General features: G+C 37.7%; 15 protein-coding genes. 11 read left to right on the forward strand and 4 right to left on the reverse strand.

Annotated features, from left to right (window positions below; genetic code table 11):
* Positions 1 to 501 precede the first annotated feature (501 nt).
* The 6 genes from AC07YT_RS21015 to AC07YT_RS21040 all read left to right on the forward strand — a co-directional run bounded on the left by AC07YT_RS21015 (position 502) and on the right by AC07YT_RS21040 (position 6,611).
* Entirely contained in the window at positions 502 to 918 is a 417-nt protein-coding gene (locus AC07YT_RS21015; protein WP_086548613.1) for a hypothetical protein, read from the forward strand.
* Positions 919 to 1,293: 375 nt separating this feature from the next.
* Positions 1,294 to 1,491: a hypothetical protein gene (locus AC07YT_RS21020; RefSeq protein ID WP_086548614.1), complete on the forward strand. Its 198-nt coding sequence runs from the start codon at positions 1,294 to 1,296 to the stop codon at positions 1,489 to 1,491.
* A 519-nt stretch (positions 1,492 to 2,010) separates the two neighbouring features.
* Complete coding sequence (locus AC07YT_RS21025; protein WP_086548615.1) at positions 2,011 to 2,430, forward strand: hypothetical protein; 420 nt, start codon at positions 2,011 to 2,013, stop codon at positions 2,428 to 2,430.
* 127 nt (positions 2,431 to 2,557) lie between these two features.
* A complete protein-coding gene (locus tag AC07YT_RS21030; protein ID WP_086548616.1) occupies positions 2,558 to 2,974 on the forward strand; it encodes a hypothetical protein in 417 nt (138 codons plus the stop codon).
* A 238-nt stretch (positions 2,975 to 3,212) separates the two neighbouring features.
* On the forward strand, positions 3,213 to 4,736 hold the full coding sequence (locus AC07YT_RS21035) for an arylsulfatase (protein ID WP_086548617.1): 1,524 nt from the start codon (positions 3,213 to 3,215) through the stop codon (positions 4,734 to 4,736).
* 201 nt (positions 4,737 to 4,937) lie between these two features.
* Positions 4,938 to 6,611 (forward strand): alkaline phosphatase family protein, encoded by a 1,674-nt coding sequence (locus AC07YT_RS21040; protein ID WP_086548618.1) that lies wholly within the window; start codon positions 4,938 to 4,940, stop codon positions 6,609 to 6,611.
* Positions 6,612 to 6,682: 71 nt separating this feature from the next.
* On the opposite strand, the gene AC07YT_RS21045 is transcribed toward AC07YT_RS21040, so the two are convergent.
* A complete protein-coding gene (locus AC07YT_RS21045; RefSeq protein WP_086548619.1) occupies positions 6,683 to 7,822 on the reverse strand; it encodes a hypothetical protein in 1,140 nt (379 codons plus the stop codon).
* Between the two features lie 20 nt (positions 7,823 to 7,842).
* Positions 7,843 to 8,736, reverse strand: a complete 894-nt coding sequence (locus tag AC07YT_RS21050; protein ID WP_086548620.1) for a TssN family type VI secretion system protein — start codon at positions 8,734 to 8,736, stop codon at positions 7,843 to 7,845.
* Between the two features lie 117 nt (positions 8,737 to 8,853).
* Here AC07YT_RS21050 and AC07YT_RS21055 point away from each other — a divergent pair, with 117 nt between their 5' ends.
* Positions 8,854 to 9,792 carry a type VI secretion system baseplate subunit TssG gene (locus AC07YT_RS21055; protein WP_086548621.1) on the forward strand — a complete coding sequence of 313 codons (939 nt, stop codon included), beginning with the start codon at positions 8,854 to 8,856 and terminating at the stop codon, positions 9,790 to 9,792.
* Between the two features lie 71 nt (positions 9,793 to 9,863).
* Here AC07YT_RS21055 and AC07YT_RS21060 read toward each other — a convergent pair whose 3' ends face one another.
* Positions 9,864 to 11,729, reverse strand: coding sequence for a type VI secretion system baseplate subunit TssF (locus AC07YT_RS21060; protein ID WP_086548622.1), 1,866 nt, complete (start codon positions 11,727 to 11,729; stop codon positions 9,864 to 9,866).
* A 26-nt stretch (positions 11,730 to 11,755) separates the two neighbouring features.
* Positions 11,756 to 12,190: a GPW/gp25 family protein gene (locus tag AC07YT_RS21065; protein WP_086548623.1), complete on the reverse strand. Its 435-nt coding sequence runs from the start codon at positions 12,188 to 12,190 to the stop codon at positions 11,756 to 11,758.
* 179 nt (positions 12,191 to 12,369) lie between these two features.
* On the opposite strand from AC07YT_RS21065, the gene tssO (AC07YT_RS21070) reads away from it, so the two are divergent.
* From tssO (AC07YT_RS21070) to tssR, 4 genes are read left to right on the forward strand one after another with little or no spacing between them, the layout of a single operon-like run.
* Entirely contained in the window at positions 12,370 to 12,891 is a 522-nt protein-coding gene (tssO, locus tag AC07YT_RS21070; protein WP_086548624.1) for a type VI secretion system TssO, read from the forward strand.
* Positions 12,892 to 12,900: 9 nt separating this feature from the next.
* Positions 12,901 to 13,386 (forward strand): type VI secretion system TssO, encoded by a 486-nt coding sequence (tssO, locus tag AC07YT_RS21075; protein WP_086548625.1) that lies wholly within the window; start codon positions 12,901 to 12,903, stop codon positions 13,384 to 13,386.
* 30 nt (positions 13,387 to 13,416) lie between these two features.
* Complete coding sequence (locus tag AC07YT_RS21080; RefSeq protein WP_086548626.1) at positions 13,417 to 14,397, forward strand: PKD domain-containing protein; 981 nt, start codon at positions 13,417 to 13,419, stop codon at positions 14,395 to 14,397.
* 42 nt (positions 14,398 to 14,439) lie between these two features.
* A complete protein-coding gene (gene tssR / locus AC07YT_RS21085; RefSeq protein ID WP_086548627.1) occupies positions 14,440 to 16,815 on the forward strand; it encodes a type VI secretion system protein TssR domain-containing protein in 2,376 nt (791 codons plus the stop codon).
* Positions 16,816 to 16,817: the final 2 nt, after the last annotated feature.

A 16,817-nucleotide genomic window follows, 5' to 3' on the forward strand; every position in this document is an offset into this window, starting at 1 on the left:
CAAAATAGATTTTAATGGTTCTTTTATTTTTATAATTTAGTAAAATAAATAGTCAACTTTTTCAAGGACTAGACATTTCGATCATTATAAGCCTTAAGCCCGATTCTTTGTAGCGTTTTAATCGCTTTGACCATCTAGTCTTAGCGTCTCGCTAAGGCCAAAACGGAGGCAACAAAAAACTGAATATGTAATAAAACTGCCCTCATTTACAAACATCAAATAAAAGGTGGATCTTGCATAAGAAAAAAACAGAGGGCTTAGAAAGTTTTTGATAAAGGAAGTATTATTCCTAGAAATTGGTTGTTATTTTTTTCTAATTATTGGTGTAGTATATTTTTTTAAATTTATGAGTTTTCAGATTTTTATTGGTTTTTTGGCACCAGTCTTAATTATTTTTTTAGGAATATTGCTTAGGTTTTCCATAAATGATGGCTGGTCGTCTTACAGAAAATATTGGCTGTTTTTCGTTGTTATTGGTATACTTTTATTTGTCTATCAATTATGTTGTTAAAAGGGTTTAAACCAGAAGAGCTAATATTTGGAGGAATAGCTATTTCATCAATTATATTAGAAACAGGCTCTGTTGTTCCAGCACTAGTATCTTGTTGCTTGTTGAGTTTTTATTATTTGGCTTTTTGTTGGTATTTGTTCGCTGTGAAAAATGAAAAAAGGATTTTTCGCTCAATATCATTTGGGATCTTATATGCTTTAATCTGGTTAATTATTGGTGCTTGTACAGTTAAAATGTTTGGAGAACTGGGCTGGTTCTTTTATCTTATAGAAGCCTTACTGATTTTATCTGTTAGCTTGTATATATTTTTAAATAGAAAAAACAATAGTGATGTTTTTAATTCAACAAATTATTGGAGAATATCTGTAATTATAATCCTTAATATTTTTATTCTTATTTTTAAATAATAGAATTAATCTCCAATCTGGCGCAAGTGTTAAGTGCAGGGTGACTTCTGCCTAAGACAAAATCAAAGTCCAGCAGTTTAAAACTGTTGGGCTTTGTTATTTTTGTAAGAGTTCCAGTTTGATTAGCCTGGCTTTGAGGCTCCATATGTTCGGGAATATAGTTTGGCGAGTTGGGTGCCTTTCTGGTCTTAGCGTCCCCATCTAGTCTTAGCAGGCAGAGCCTGGTAGAAGATGGTCACCATATAACTATGGATTTGATAATCCTATTAAGTTTACTAATCCTGATGGAAGGTGGTAACAATTTCTTAACAGGGGGGCAATAAGTGGCAAAAAGCATGTCTGAAGAATTGATGAAAAAGAAAGACAAAAATTAATATGAATATTCAATTTTTCATAGTTGGTATTATAGCTGCAATATTGGGCGTGGTTTTGATATTGAACCATAAGTTTTACAAATATAAAACAAGCGATATGCTGTTTGTTGCTAAATTGAGGGTGTTTTTAGGTTCTTCAGTTTTAACCTTGTTTGGGCTGTTGGTTTTATATGATGAGCTAAAGAAGGTTGTCAATTAGTATTACTTTAAGCTCGGCAGCCTACCTTATTATGGATAAATAAAGTATGGACATCACACTTTTTTCAATAGGTTTTGTTACCATGATAATTGGAATAATCTTAATGATTAGAAACAGATTCTATAAACATAAATCAAGCGATATGCTATTTGTAGCGGAACTGAAAATATTTTTAGGAGGATTGATTTTAACGGGAATGGGAATAGCAATCTTAATTAATGAGCTAAATAAGATGTGAGTTGATTGTTGCGAAGCCGTTACAGGCCTATGGCTTGTGAAGAATAAAAATAAAATTAGTTTGAATGCCTAGGCGGGTATTCTTGTTTAATGAGCGTATAACGGTGAGTAGTAAAGATTCCCATTTATCATAAGAATCACACTAGCCTTAAGATCTCGCTATGACCTTTTTCGCTCTATAAACAATCATCTAAAGGCATTACAATAATAGCAGGAAAACCTTATTATATTGGTCCGGCAAATCACTTACCTGAACCTTAAATATTGGCGTAGATTTTCAAAATGTTTAAAATACAATACAAAAAACGGGTAGCTCAAACGAATTTGTCAAATACTGACTTAATTAAAAATATATTATTTGAACTTGATAAGTCAGGTTATAATGTAACTAGACAAGATCAAAAGGGTATAGACTTTAAGGATAATATATGGCGATTGGGTTCCCGGAGTGAAACCTTTCGTCGTGTAGACGGAGGAATATTCGAAATTAACCCTGAAGGTGGAAGTATCACTTTTACTTTTTATATCACTTTAACCTTTGAAATCCTATTAACAGGCATTATTGTACTGATTTGTCTTTTTCAGGACCCCTTTATTTTGATTTTTATAGTTTTTATCTGGTTGATGTTTTTGGTAAGGCTATTTGCAGTGAAAGATGCGGGTACAAGAATGCTGGTTAACGTGTTAAAAGCTTCTTGGTGAAAAAGCTATCCGTCACAAATACCCGATACGGCTAGAAATCAAACTATTATTCGAAGGTCATTTTCGTAGCTAATTATTTGTAGCGTTTTAATCGCTTTTGTCGTTTCTCCTTAAAAACCGGAAAACGATGAAAAAAATAACGCTGCTATTATTAATGGGTATGGCCCTGCTTTCGTGCAAAAAAAATAAAACTTCTGATTGTGAAAAGAAAATGTGTACTTACCAGTTTGCCTCGGTAGGGATCAGGTTTGTAAACAACAAAGGCGAGGCTACCGAAGTAAAAGACTTTAAAGTAGTCAACCAGCGAACCGGAGAGAAACTGCAGGCCAATTCTAGCATTTCGATTAATACCATAAAAGGAGCCTTTGTTGTAGTTGATGATGGTAATATTCAAAGCTTGTCTGAAGAAGGGGATGATTTAAAAATTACGGGTACATCAGTAGAAACTAGTCAGACTAAATCTGGTATCATTAAAGTTAGCGGCGGCAAGTGCGCGTGTCACATCGATAAAATCTCAGGTCCGCAACAGATTGCTTTCGATTAACAAGTATTCTTTATAGATTTTGATGGACTTGGCTTTTATAAGCTGAGTCTTTTTTGTTTTGTGATTTTCTACCGGGATTTTATTTTATCAATAATTGAATTAATTTGTTGAGTAACAATAAAATTGGTCAATCGTTTGCGTGATTTTTAGGCTTGATTAAGCAGATTTCTGGTGATACTTTTATTAGAAATCTTTATTGCTGGTTTAAGTGAGAAGCTGGTAATGTAAACCTAAAATTATGACCGGATTAAAAAAGTGTCTGTTTTTTGCTGCTGTAATGATGATGGCGGTATCGGTATTGGCGCAGCAAAAAACAAATAAGGCAGGCAAAAGACTACCTAATATCATTTACATTTATGCAGACGACCTGGGTTATGCTGATATCGGCCCATATGGACAAACAAAAATAAAAACACCTCATTTGGATCGGTTGGCCAAAGAGGGGATGAAATTTACGCAGCATTATACCAGTACGCCCGTTTGTGCACCCGCAAGGTGTATGTTAATGACTGGTAAACATGGAGGGCATTCCTATATCCGCGGAAATTACGAAATGGGTGGTTTTCCTGATAGTTTAGAGGCCGGACAAATGCCTTTGCCCGAAGGCGTTTTTACAATTCCTAAAATGTTGAAGCAAGTTGGTTACGCCACAGCATTAACGGGAAAATGGGGGCTGGGAATGAATAATACCTCAGGTTCGCCCTTAAAACAAGGTTTTGATTATTATTACGGTTATTTAGATCAAAAGCAATCGCATAGCTTTTACCCAACCCATTTGTGGGAAAACGATCAGGTGGTTCCATTAAACAATACATTTATTGATGTTCATCGCCAGTTAGACAGCACAAAAACACTTCATGATGCCGACTGGGATTATTTCAAAGGAAAAGAATACTCGCAAGATCTGATCACTAAAAAAGCGGTCCATTTTATTGAAGGGCATAAGGACGCACCATTTTTTCTTTACATGCCTTATACTATCCCGCATGTTTCGCTACAGGCACCAGAAGCATACATCAAAAAATACATAGGATTGTTTAATGAAAGGCCATATTACGGACAAAAAGGTTATGCCGCTACTAAATATCCCTTATCAACCTATGCAGCAATGATTACGTATTTAGATGATCAGGTAGGCATTATTTTAGCGGAAATTAAGAAGCTGGGGCTTGATGATAATACCATCATTATGTTCTCGAGTGATAATGGGGCTACTTTTAATGGCGGCGTTGATGCGAAATTTTTTAATAGTGTTAACGGTTCAAGGGGTTTGAAAATGGATGTTTATGAAGGTGGAATAAGAGAACCTTTAGTTGCCCGCTGGCCAGGCAAAATCCCCGCAAATTCAGTGAGCGATTTTGCATCGGTACAGTTTGATATGATGGCTACCTTTGCAGAAATAACAGGAACAAAAGCCAATAACACCGATGGCATTTCATTACTGCCAACTTTGTTGGGAACACCTGCCAAACAAAAACAACGCGAATATATTTATTGGGAATATCCCGAAAACGGAGGTCAGCTCGCCATCAGGATGGGTGATTGGAAAGGTGTTAAAACAGCCGTGCGTAAAAACCCGAAAAATACCGCCTGGCAGATCTTCAACATTAAAAATGATCGTTTTGAAGCGCAAGATGTAGCTGCCGAACATCCGGAACTGGCAAAACGGTTTGATGAAATTGTAAAAAAAGAACACCAGGTAGCGCATCTATTAGAATGGGAGTTTCTAGACAACCGCGGGCCTAAAAAAACCGGTAAATAGACCCGTTTAATATAGATATCAGCCGTTATACAGTTTTAAGTTATTTAAGGCGACAATATACCTAACAATTATTGAGTAGTATTAAACACGCTAGTATGTAGTATTTTAAGAAATAAAATTTTGTAATTGTCAATTCGTTTGTTTAGTTTAGTTAAACAAAATTGTATTTTATGTAAACAATATTTTAACCTTAACTTAACTATGAAAACATTAAAACTTTTACCATCCCTAATTTTGTTAACGGCTTTGTCCATCATGTCCTGTAAAAAGGCCGGCACGACAATTCAAGAAGAAAAACAAATTTCAGATGAACAATCTTTAGCAAAGAGTGCATTGGTTGTGAAACCTAAAAAGGTTTTGTTTATTGGTATTGATGGCTGTGTATGGAAAGCAATTACGGCCACAAACGCACCAAACCTTAAAACCTTAATGGATCAGTCGTACACCAGTACCAATGCATTGGCCCAGGTGCCTACATGGTCATCAAATGGCTGGTCGGCATTGTTTACCGGTGTGGGCGTAGCCAAGCACAAAGCATCCGATAATAGTTTTTCGGGTTCTGATTTTGTAAACTACCCGTCTTTTTTTAGGCAGATTAAAACCAGTTTGCCTGCGTTGCGCACCGCATCAATTGTTACCTGGTCTTCAATCAATAGCTATATAGTGGCAACCCCTGATGTAACCGTGAAACAGAACAGCGCAAATGATAATGCTACCGAAACCAGGATTATTCAGGAAATTACCACCAGCAATACCGATGTTGCATTTTGCCATTTCGATAATGTTGATCATGCCGGTCATGCCAGCAATTACAGAACCACAACGCAAATGTACATGGATTCGGTAAAAGCGGTCGATTTGCGCGTAGGAAGGATATTAACTGCTTTAAAAGCAAGACCAACTTATAATAATGAAGATTGGTTAATCGTTGTGGCAACAGATCATGGTGGAGATTTAAGTCATGGTGGTGCAAGTTACCTGGAACAAAATGCATTTATCATTTTAAACAACAGTGCCATTGCTCCTCAATTGGTTAATGCTTTACCAACCACCTCAACAGAATCGACGCCACACAGCATCTCTACTGTTAATTTTAAAACCAATGTTTATGGTCAGTTGCCTACGCTCAGTAGTCTTAATCTTAGCGCAACCAGTAGTTTTACCATCGAGTTTAGGGCAAGGGCAACAACTGCCACAAGCGATCCGGTAATTATCGGAAACAAAAACTGGGCAAGTGGTTACAATAAAGGAATTATCATTGCCAATAGAAACGGGGTAATCAGAGCAAACTTTGGCGATGGCACCCATAGGTTGGATATTGATGGTGTTGATTTAACCGATCAGTTGTGGCACCAGGTGGCGATAGTGGTTAATCGCAGCACGCAGAAAGCAACCATGTACGATGGCGGGGTTCAGGTAGCCGAAGGTAATATCTCGGCAGTTGGCGATTTGCAGAGTAATATTGCCTTTCAGATCGGGCAAGATGGTACCGGAAATTACAGCCCATACTTTACAGGTAATATCTCAGAAATCAGGTTGTTTAAATCTGCACTGCCTGCAACAAGCATTAGCGCTTACAGCTTTACTGCTTTAACTTCAGCACACCCGCAATACGCTAATCTGGTTTTATACACCAAAGGAAACGAAGGAAGCGGAACCACCTATAATGGAAGTTTGGTTACCCCTCAAATTAGCATCCTCACCAAAAACAGCGCAACGGTTACATGGAGTGCTTTAACTACACCTATATTTAAACGTAAAATAACCGATTACCATGGCGCACCTTATTTATATAGCGTGCCACCAACCATATTAAAGTTTTTAGGAATTACTGCGCCTAGCTATTATGATGGGCAAGCCCTGGTTAATTTCTAAATTTATAAGAAAAAAAAGCTGTACCTGGTTATGGGTACAGCTTCATTATCAATTTACTCCGAGAAATAATTTTAATCGAGCAATGTCCAGGTTTTTCTGGCCTGTACCTGCTGTACAACCTGCTGTTCGGCAACCACAATATTTTCTTTGCGCTGGCCAATATATTCTAATCCACTCAACTTATTCCAAAGCGCCACCAGTACATTCATAAACTCGCTGGCCATTAGCATACTGTTATTAATTTGTTTATGATCGTAAACCAGTTCGATGGTTTTGGCTAATAGCTCTTCAAAGTTTCCTGGAGTTACATCTTTCCACTCGTAAAAATACTTAAGCAGTTCTTCTCTTTCACGGGGATCAATCAGTTTAATGGCTGTAAAAAAGATATGAGCCAGACTGGAGAAATAACCGGTTAGAACTGCCGGCGATTCACGGTGTGCAATGTTTCTGTATTCGTAAAATAAACCTGCAATATAATCTACAATTTTCTCCGAGATCAAACGGATATTCTTGCCTAGCGGGGTAATATTATCACGTCCTCCCGTTTTATCAATAATTTTAAAAGCCGCCAGCTGTAAATCATTTAGTAAAACACTAAAAGATTCATAGTATCTGATCAGGGCCGGATGACTGGTTATGGTTGAACTGGGCGGTATATAATTGTTGTTGATCGTTAATCTTCCGTTCTCGTAATAAACCTGCCCGATAGTTAGAAAATAACTGTCGGCAGTTTGTGTGCTTACTTCGCTCTCAGGTAAAACGGCAATGGAGTAGCTTTTTGCCAACTCCGGATAACGGATTGGGCTTTCTTCGGGATTTGGTGTGCCTGTTGGGACGCGGTTAAACGGACTCACCACCAATAAAATAACGTAGTTACGCGGTTCTGACTGACCAAAATAATGGTTGTGTACCAGCGTGTCCATGTTATCTGATTGTACAATATCAATGTGGCAGCCTTCAGGTGTAATGGCATTACAATATCTTACCCTTACCTCGATATGGTTGGTTGCTTTTTCAATAATCTCAATATCATGCGAACTTTTGTAACCGGTAAACGGCGGTAAGAACCCATAATTGCTATTATTTAAATGTATAGATACGGCATCCCGAACAAAATCCTGTAAATAGAGGTCGCTTACTGTAAAATGATCACTAGAAAGCTTCATGCCATTAATCCAGTTAATGGATTTATATTTTAGCGGCTTTATCATGGTAAATGTTTTTATATAGGTTAGATAAAGATAGCACTTTCTCCAACTTCATTAGGCTTATTTACATTTTCTGAAACGCGTTTGGCATAAATCGTCATTTTTTCGGTAATGCCATTTTCTACAATATCCAGATCCGGATCAATAAAAATATTGCGTTTAAAAAAGGAGGTTTTAATAAAGAAAATCCATTTATAATTCTCCTGGTCATCGCCTTTAAACGCTACCGGGCTTTTGGCAAACTTCAGGTTATAATCGTCAATAAACTTATGGAACCAGGTACCAAAATTCATGTTTTCTACCGCTTTAACTTTTACTTTAAGGGGCTCTGGATCGGTACTTTTTTTATACAGTTCCAGTTCCAGTACCAATAGCCTGTTAAAATCGACATGGTCCATATTGATGTCCAGGGGCGTATCAGGATATTTCCAGATTTTATAGATTTCCGAAGGGATGCCGAGCAATGAAACATAAGCCCACCAAAAAATAAGCGGAACAAAAAAGCAGGTGATGCTGCCCGCACCAAACCACCCAAAATTTACTGAGCTTAACCAGTTAAAGGCCAGCTGAAATAAATAAACAGCTAAAATAGCCGAGATTAGTGTGGCGAAAAAGATAAAAACCTTGCGTTCCAGTAGGTCTTTTGGGTAGTATTTAGTTAACAGGTAAACGAAAACTGTACCCATTAAAAGATAAAAAATACAGCAAATAATATAACCCCAGGGCATAAAATTAAAGTTCAGAAAACCCAGGAAACCTGGAGCAGCTAAAATAATACCGATGAGCAGAACACTTACGATAAGTCTTTTGTTATTAAGAAACTGGTTCTTTTTATTAATGATGGAAAGAACCGCCGTTGAGATAAGGAAAATCAGCGGAAATAAGAGAAAGCGAATAAAAAATGATTGAACGTCCATTAATTTTTATAGATGTGATGTATTACAAATATAGTATCTTTAGTATTTGATTATAATCCTATTTTTTTTCGATAATATAAATTTAACCTATAACAAATAAGCAAGCTTAAAGTTTAAATGAAAAAAGGAACTTTGATTAATAACGAACTCTTTACCGATTATAAAGCGGTAGCCCATGCTGCCGACTTAATAGAGCGTGAAGTAATAGATGCTGATCGTGTTGAAGTTATCCCAATAGGGCCAGATAAGCGTGCTTTTGCAAAAGATATTGAAAACACCAGTACCTATTATACTGAAAGAAGAAGGCACGACCGTATCCGCATCAACACCAATAGAGAAAGTTTATATGATATGCTGCCCGAAGGGCTTTTTCATCGGCCGCCAACAGGCAGTGCAGGGATGGATGAGGAGTCGATGATTAAGGATATCAGGGATAGGAGAGAAGAAGAAAAGCAGGCGAGGTTGTTTTTCACCCCCTTTGATGCTGAAATTAATCATGTAAGGATTATGACCGAGCTTTATGAAAACAGGCTCGATAAAAAAACTACTTATTCTGATTTAAGCCAGATATTCGAATTTGGCTGGGGTGAATTTAACCTATTGAATAAAGAACAAAGCATCATCTGGATGCATCTATTGCCCGAAATTCAACTAAAAAGAAATGATATTGGCTTTGTATCTAAAGTGCTTACCGCCTTGTTTAATTTGCCGGTAAACCTTGTTGATACTACGGCTAATATTGGCCCGTTAAAAATTGCAGATGAACTGCAGATGGAGCTTGGCACCAGCGCACTAGGCATTGATACCATTATTGGGGATAGTTTTATGCCAGAACATGAGGCTTATCATGTTAATATTGGTCCCACCACACCACAAGAGCTGATTGGCTTTATTCCGGGTCAAAAGAACAGGGCCATTTTGGATATGGCGCTGAGTTACCTCATGCCGCTTGATGCGGAGGTAAGTGTTGAGCTGCTTACCGCAACCGATTTTCAGGAAACAGTATTGAGTGCAGATGGCGAAAGCGCCTATTTAGGATATACGGTATATATTTAATTGCAGGAAGAAACAAAGAAGCAATTCATTTTTACTAACTACTTACAAACCAGCATATCCATCTTAGCACCTTAAACCATTTTATATACCGTTGGCTTTAATAGTAAGCGGTAATGCACATTCATGGTGCTCCTTAATTTTAATTTAGCCAGGGTAAGGCCAAGCAGTTCTTCCCAGTCTTGCGGCGTAAGGTTTAGGTTATCTGCCGGCTCAATTATAATATCGGTGGTTTTAATAAATCCAGCATTGGGCCTGTTATCCATCACAATACCTTTGGCTAAAGTAATGCCTTTAAGCTTTTGGGCCAATTCGTAACGGCAAAAGTTAATTACATCTGCCCTGGTAATAATTCGATCTGCAGTAGTTAGTCCATACTTGTAAGCCTGAACGCGGTTGGCCGCATTTAGCCGGCTGCGGCCTCCTTTTGTTTGGCTCAATAAAAAAATGCTCTCTGCATTAACTTTGCTATTATCGTAGGTCACTAATCGGCTGCCTGCATTAATGTGGTTAGCCTCTTCGGCCTGTGTAACCCAGATATCCAAAAATAGAATATCGGCATCATCAATCGGTTTTAAAACAATATAGCTGGGTAATTCTTTGATGTCTTTTAATGCCGAACGGCTCTTTTGCTCAATTAGGGCAATGTTTTGCTCTAAATTTTTGAGCACAGTACTTAAAAAATCAGGGCCATAGGCAGAAAAGGAAGCCTTTTCATCTCTCAGCAATTCAAACAAATAATCGACCAGTTCTTTTGCATTTCTCGTATCGAAACGCTCGGTGCCACCATATCTGATTGAGAACGAACCATCACCCTTATCGTTCTCATTGGTGTATGGAATTTCGTTATAACTTTTGCCTTTATTGTCTTTCAGATTTTCTACTGCCAGCATTTGGTCCATCGCTTCGGTTTTAATCGGGATGATGTTATTCATCGTTTTAAGCCGGTGTTTTATCTGGCTTAACCTTTTATTCACCACCGGAAATGCATTGATGTAGATATGAAGTTCGTTCAGCATTTCCTGATTGATGGCCGCAGGAAAAACCACTTTAAGCCATTTCACTTTTTCATCAATCTGGTTTAAGCTGGCTGACTGGAAAATGTTTTCAAAAGCACCTGGCAATTCTTTGCTTTCATCAATGTTAAAGTCGTTGAGATCGCCAAGGGTAATAAACCTGTTGCTGTAAAACTGGAGCACATCAGCCTTAATCAGATTAAGCAGTTGTTTATGCTGAAAAGGCGCCTCTTGTTTTCCTGTTAAAGGCTCGTCCATAAAGCGTTCGGTATAAGCACTAAGCTCATTGTCTTTGTAGAACCATTTCCCTAAGGATAACAGATCGTAAGTATTTTCAGGCACCGAATAATTTTTCCAGTCAAAAAATAAATTCAGTTTATTAAAATCCATCCAGTTTTTTATACCACTAAAACCAATGTAGATGGTATTTTTTTCTATTGCTGAGCCGGGTAAAGTGTTCAAAACAGGTTGCTTGCTCAATTGCTCAACATTAAAAAGGGTATTTCCGGTGGCAATATATTTTACAGCAGCATTTTGAACTTTTACATGGTGTAAGGGACTAAAGAAAATATCGATTTTTTTTGCCTTATCATTTTCTTGCTGAATATTTTTCTTAAAGGCAAATTGTGTATAGGGCGAAAGGTAATCCTCATCTTCGATTGGCCTGGCGTGGATAATCGCATGTGCGGGCAACGATGAGGTTAAATGATCTGGAGCTAAAATGCGGCTGATCTTATCAAAAATTCTATTCTCAAGATTTTTAACATCATTGGCCACATTAAAAAGTTCGTTACTTAAGGCTTCAATAATCAATTTTACAAGCGGATCGAAATCATGACTATCCTTAACGTTCCAAAAATCTTCGGCATTTTTTAAAATTCTGTTCCGGATTTCATCTTTTGATGAATAAAAAACTGGTTTCATGTGTAGAATATTTTGGGCGTTTTAGATTATGTTGATAGTGGGCTAAGAAATAAAGCGGTGTTGAAAAAATATTTTTCTCCTGTGGTTTTTATTAGTGCGCTAACACTAATATCTACCTTTTTTTTAATCTCGGTTATCTTACGCAGTGGGTATACATTTTCGACCTCAGTAATACGTACTTCTACCTCGGTATTATATATCCTGAATTCATAATCAATAATGGATTTTAGCAACGATTTGCGGAATTTTTCCTCCCAAATGCTCTCGCTTACGATTAATTCAAAATCCAGATCCCATATTTCACATCCGAAATCACGATGGAATCTATGCTCTCCAAAACGGGTGAAAATAATCAATTCAATGTGGTTAGAAATCGATTTTCCGAGATTAGTTGCCTGTAGGCCAGCACCTGAAAAGATGGAGTTAAATCTGAAGGGTTTGTTGAAAAAATTTTCAGACATAGATGTTTGGCTTAAAGTTTGTTAAAAGTAAAAGAAATAAAATCGTTTTTAATAACCAAACAACAAATATTAAAAATTGTTATAGTACAATGTTAATTTGAAAAGGTTTGCATGATTTTTAGTGAGGTTGATGTCAGATTAATTATTAGTCAATTGCTATGTGAAACTATTAAATCTATATGAAACCCATTAACGCCACTGAAATTAGGAATTCATATACGAAGTTTATTTTAAACTTTGTTTTCCTAACACTCTTCTCCATTCTTTGTATTTATCTCTTTTTTGCAGCTTCTGATTATGAGTATACTTTACTCGATAAAAAAGTAAAAGAAACTGAAAAACTATCCTATTTACGAAAAGATATCAATACCAATTTCGATCTGATTTTAGTCCGCTTTAAAGAGCTTGCCCAATACCGCGATTATAATGCAAATGAAATGAGCAAACAAAGCATTTTATTGGGCGACATTCAAACCGCCAACAACAGGATAAAAGATTTGATTACCAGGAAAACCGAAGCGAGCCCGAGTTTCGATCTCTACGGAAAACTCAATAATAATGTTGGTGCAATGGCCGATTTACAGGATTCTCTGATCAAATCGAGAGGGGATATTCAAAGATATAAAGAACAAATAAACGACTGCCATCGGGCAAACCAGTCGGCAGCGAACAAAATTAGAAATGGCAGATACGGTCGATAATTAAAGATTATGATAAAACTAAGCATAAAAGAAAGACGGGAACAATTCTTGTTTTTTTTAGCCCTATTTGTTTTTACTGTCGGGCTTTTAAGCTTTGGCATTTTTTACAGCGGTACATCCCGGTACGAAATTTCTAAAGAAGAACTGGAAGTTAAAATTAGTGAAAACGAGGCCTTTGAAAATATGGTAAAAGAAACCATGCCTACGGTTGACACCACCTTTAAACAAATTACACGCTATAACCCAAATGTACAGGCGGTATTTTTAAAGAATGATATTCAGCTTTCGTTAGGCTCCATTAAAGCCGCATTTGATCGCAAAGCATCAGATTCACGATACAAAATCTTCGTTCAAACCTCGCAATTGTACGACAGGTTATTTTACGATAGACAAGAACAAAATAGAAACATAACGGATATCGAACTGCACAAAAGGCAATTAGACGACTGCATTACCAACAGACGTCAGCTGCAGCAAACCATATCTGCAAGATAAACATCCCACAACCTATAAAAAACGCTACCTATGTCTGACACAAACACCAAGCAAGTTAACTCAAATTCGCAAGGCTACGTTATTCTCTACATCCTTTTGGCTGTGCTGCTCTTAACAGGCCTGATTTTTTTATTTAAAAGCTCTTTGTTCGAAAAGAGAGCTATTGATGCACGGATCCTTAAAGATGAAATTTATTTAAACGAGGATTTGGTTTTTACCGACAATACGCCCAAAGCCACTAAATGGTTATGGGAGTTCGGTAACGGCGAAAAAGCAACTACAAAAACAGGCTCCTATCATTACACCAAACCCGACACTTATATTGTACGTTTAACGGTAGACGGCGAACTGCGCCAGGAATTTCCAATAACCGTACGAGATACTGTGAAAGCAGCGGTGATCGATAGCGTACTCACCATAAGCGGGCCAACTGCTGGTCTGGTTAATGAAGAAATCAGGCTGGAGGGCGATGGTGAAGGAAAAGATTTCGAATGGTCTTTTGGCGAAACCGGAAGGGTTGATGTTAAGGGAAAAACCGCCCTATACACTTACCGCGCTCCAGGAAAATATGTCGTTAAACTTCGCTCAGATAAAGCACGTAAGCCTGCTTTTTTAACCATCCTGATTACCGATCCCAATGCGGAAATAGTGGAAGATCTGGTTGCACCCGGCGATGGTGAACGTAAAACCATTGATGATATCAGGGCCCGCTTACAGGCCATTGCAAATGGTGCCGATTTCAACTCCAACTATTATTACCTCATTAACAAATACATGTGCAACAATGAAAAAGTAACGGTAAATGTGGAGATGAACGGAAAGAAAAAGCAGACCGATATTTATTCTTATTGCATGGGGCTAACTTTTGGTGGCGAAATAGCCGTTGATGAAGCGCAGTTAACCATTAAGCCCAATTCTACCTGTGCCAGTTTGTTAAACATTAAACAACATTCGGGAACAGCCCAGCCTGCGGCAACAGCAACTACTGATGCTGCGGCGAAAACAAAATAGATTTAACATCTGAACCTAATTTTAAAGCTCATCTACAATATTATGAAAAAATATTATGCCTTAACCATCCTGTTTTTAGGAATATCCTTTGCGTATGCACAATCGCCCGCATCGTTTGGCAAAAAAGTAAAATACATGCCTAAATCGTATGAAAGGCCAGCCGAAACCATAAATGTTAACGATAATACCAGTAGCAGCAGTTTACCCTGGATTGTTTTTTCCGACCGCGAAGATAATTATACCACTACTGCTCCAGGTGGAAGCCTGATTATGAAAAAAATAAGTTTTATGGAGCCTTTTTATGTTTCAAAAGAAGAAAACGGTTACCTGAAACTAATCAAGTACAAGGCGGGAATGATCAGGGGAAGAAAAATAAACGATAAAAAAAGTGCCATCAGTTATGGTTGGATAGCAAAATCTAAACTGCTTTTATGGCAACGGGCATTCTCTAATCAAAAAACAGGTTATGCCGAAAAAGCCATTGGCATTATCAACGGCAAAAATGCACTAACCGAACCAAAATTCTATTTCGATACCACCGATTCGATCCTGGTTTACAATACTCCTGAGCTTAAAGACAGGCGCACCAAAGTGCGGTTGCACGAAATTGCTTATATCTACAAAAAATCGGAAGACGGTAAAAAATACTTAATCGGATCTGACGATCAGCTGGTTGCAGATACCGCCTTAAAAAGTATTTACGGATGGGTTTCTGCCGAAGCAGTACACAGCTGGGGAGATCGGTTGTATATTACATCTGTTAAGCCTGGTAATTATGATAACGATGATTCTACTTCAACAGCGATTAAAAATGGAATAAACAACGGAACAGCTTTCGTGGTAGATCCTTTGTTACCAAGAGAAAACCTGATTTTAAGAAGTGTTCCTGTGGTTTCTGATGATGCCGGTGCTTATGCGGTGGGTATAGCTGCCGATGTTTACAATAAAAAGGACAACAAAATATTAACCATTAACGGTTCAGCATTATCATATCAGGATTATTTAAAGCTCCGCAAAAATAAAAGCAAGGTAAATGTGGTTTTTGTGGTAGATGGCGGAAGCCCGATGACCAAATATCTTGCGGGAATGACCAATACCATTGCGTCTTTCGAAAGCATAATGGGCGATTTTGGAAAAGGAACCAAAGTAAATTATGGCGGTGTGGTATATCGTGGCGAAACCGGATGCGCCTTGCAGGGAATTTTTGTTAGTCCGATTCAGGATGATTATCGCCAGTTGATGACTTTCCTGTCAAACCAGGCTAAAAATACACTGAGGTGTAATGGCGAAATTACGGAAGAACCTGTTTTTGCCGCGCTAAAAGCCGGATTAAATTTATTTAAAGCCAAAAAGAACGAAACCAATCTAATTATTTTGGTTGGCAGTACAGGCAATGTAGGGGGTACCAATAATTACCTTATTAATGAGCTGAGCGAGCAGGTGGCACTGGCAGATGCCCGGATTTTAGCACTACAGGTTTACAGCGATTTTAACCCGTCATTTAACGATTTTGTAATTCAATCTCGTAAATTGGTATCAGAATCAGCCATCCGCGCTGCTGAATACAGAAAAAACACGATGGTTAAAGGCGAGGGTTTAAAAAGCTTCCAGCCATATAATACCAGCCTTCAGGATTCGATTTCTTACTATTTGGATTATCCTAAAAACAGTTTAATACAAGGTGGAGTGGTTTTTCCCACTAAAGGATCGGTAAACTCGAACCAGAGCATGACCATTGCTTTACGCCGTTTTGTTAAAGAAACCAATATGGATATTTATAACCAGATCAGTTCTTTAGACAGTGCATTCCGTTTAACAGGTATCACACGCAAAAACCTATCAGCTGATGTAGAAGGTTTATTACCTGCGCCGGTTGGAATAGAAGTAGCCGATCGCATGCCACATAACGCCTTTAAATATTACAATACGGCGAACCTGTCGGCCGATGTGGTAAAAAACAATCGTTCTACCTTACAGTATGCCATTGTATTAAATAATATGGAATACAAGCAGATTGTAGATGTTTTTTCTATTATGTTAGGGCAAAACCTGCAGGCCGATCAGTCTTCTTTCAGAAGCAAGCTGGTTAAAAATTACGTTAAAATGCCTAAGCAACTACTGGGCATGAAAATATCATCAGGCGATATTAAAGCGATGACTTTGGCCAACTATATTAAATTGGTAACAGGTTTGCCTTTAAATAACGAATTCTTATCAAAATATGCGGTAAGCGATTTGAAGAACACGTCTAAAATGCCGCTCGATCAGTTCGAAAGTTATATCAAATTGTTAAGCCAATCAGTGCAACAAATTAAAAGGGCTACGCAGATTGAGCAACAATTTGTATCAAACGGAAAAATATATTACTACATCACCGAAAATAATTTTAACCCGGCAGTTTTGCCTACAACCAACTAAGG

The sequence above is a fragment of the Pedobacter sp. GW460-11-11-14-TSB4 genome (assembly GCF_059423705.1).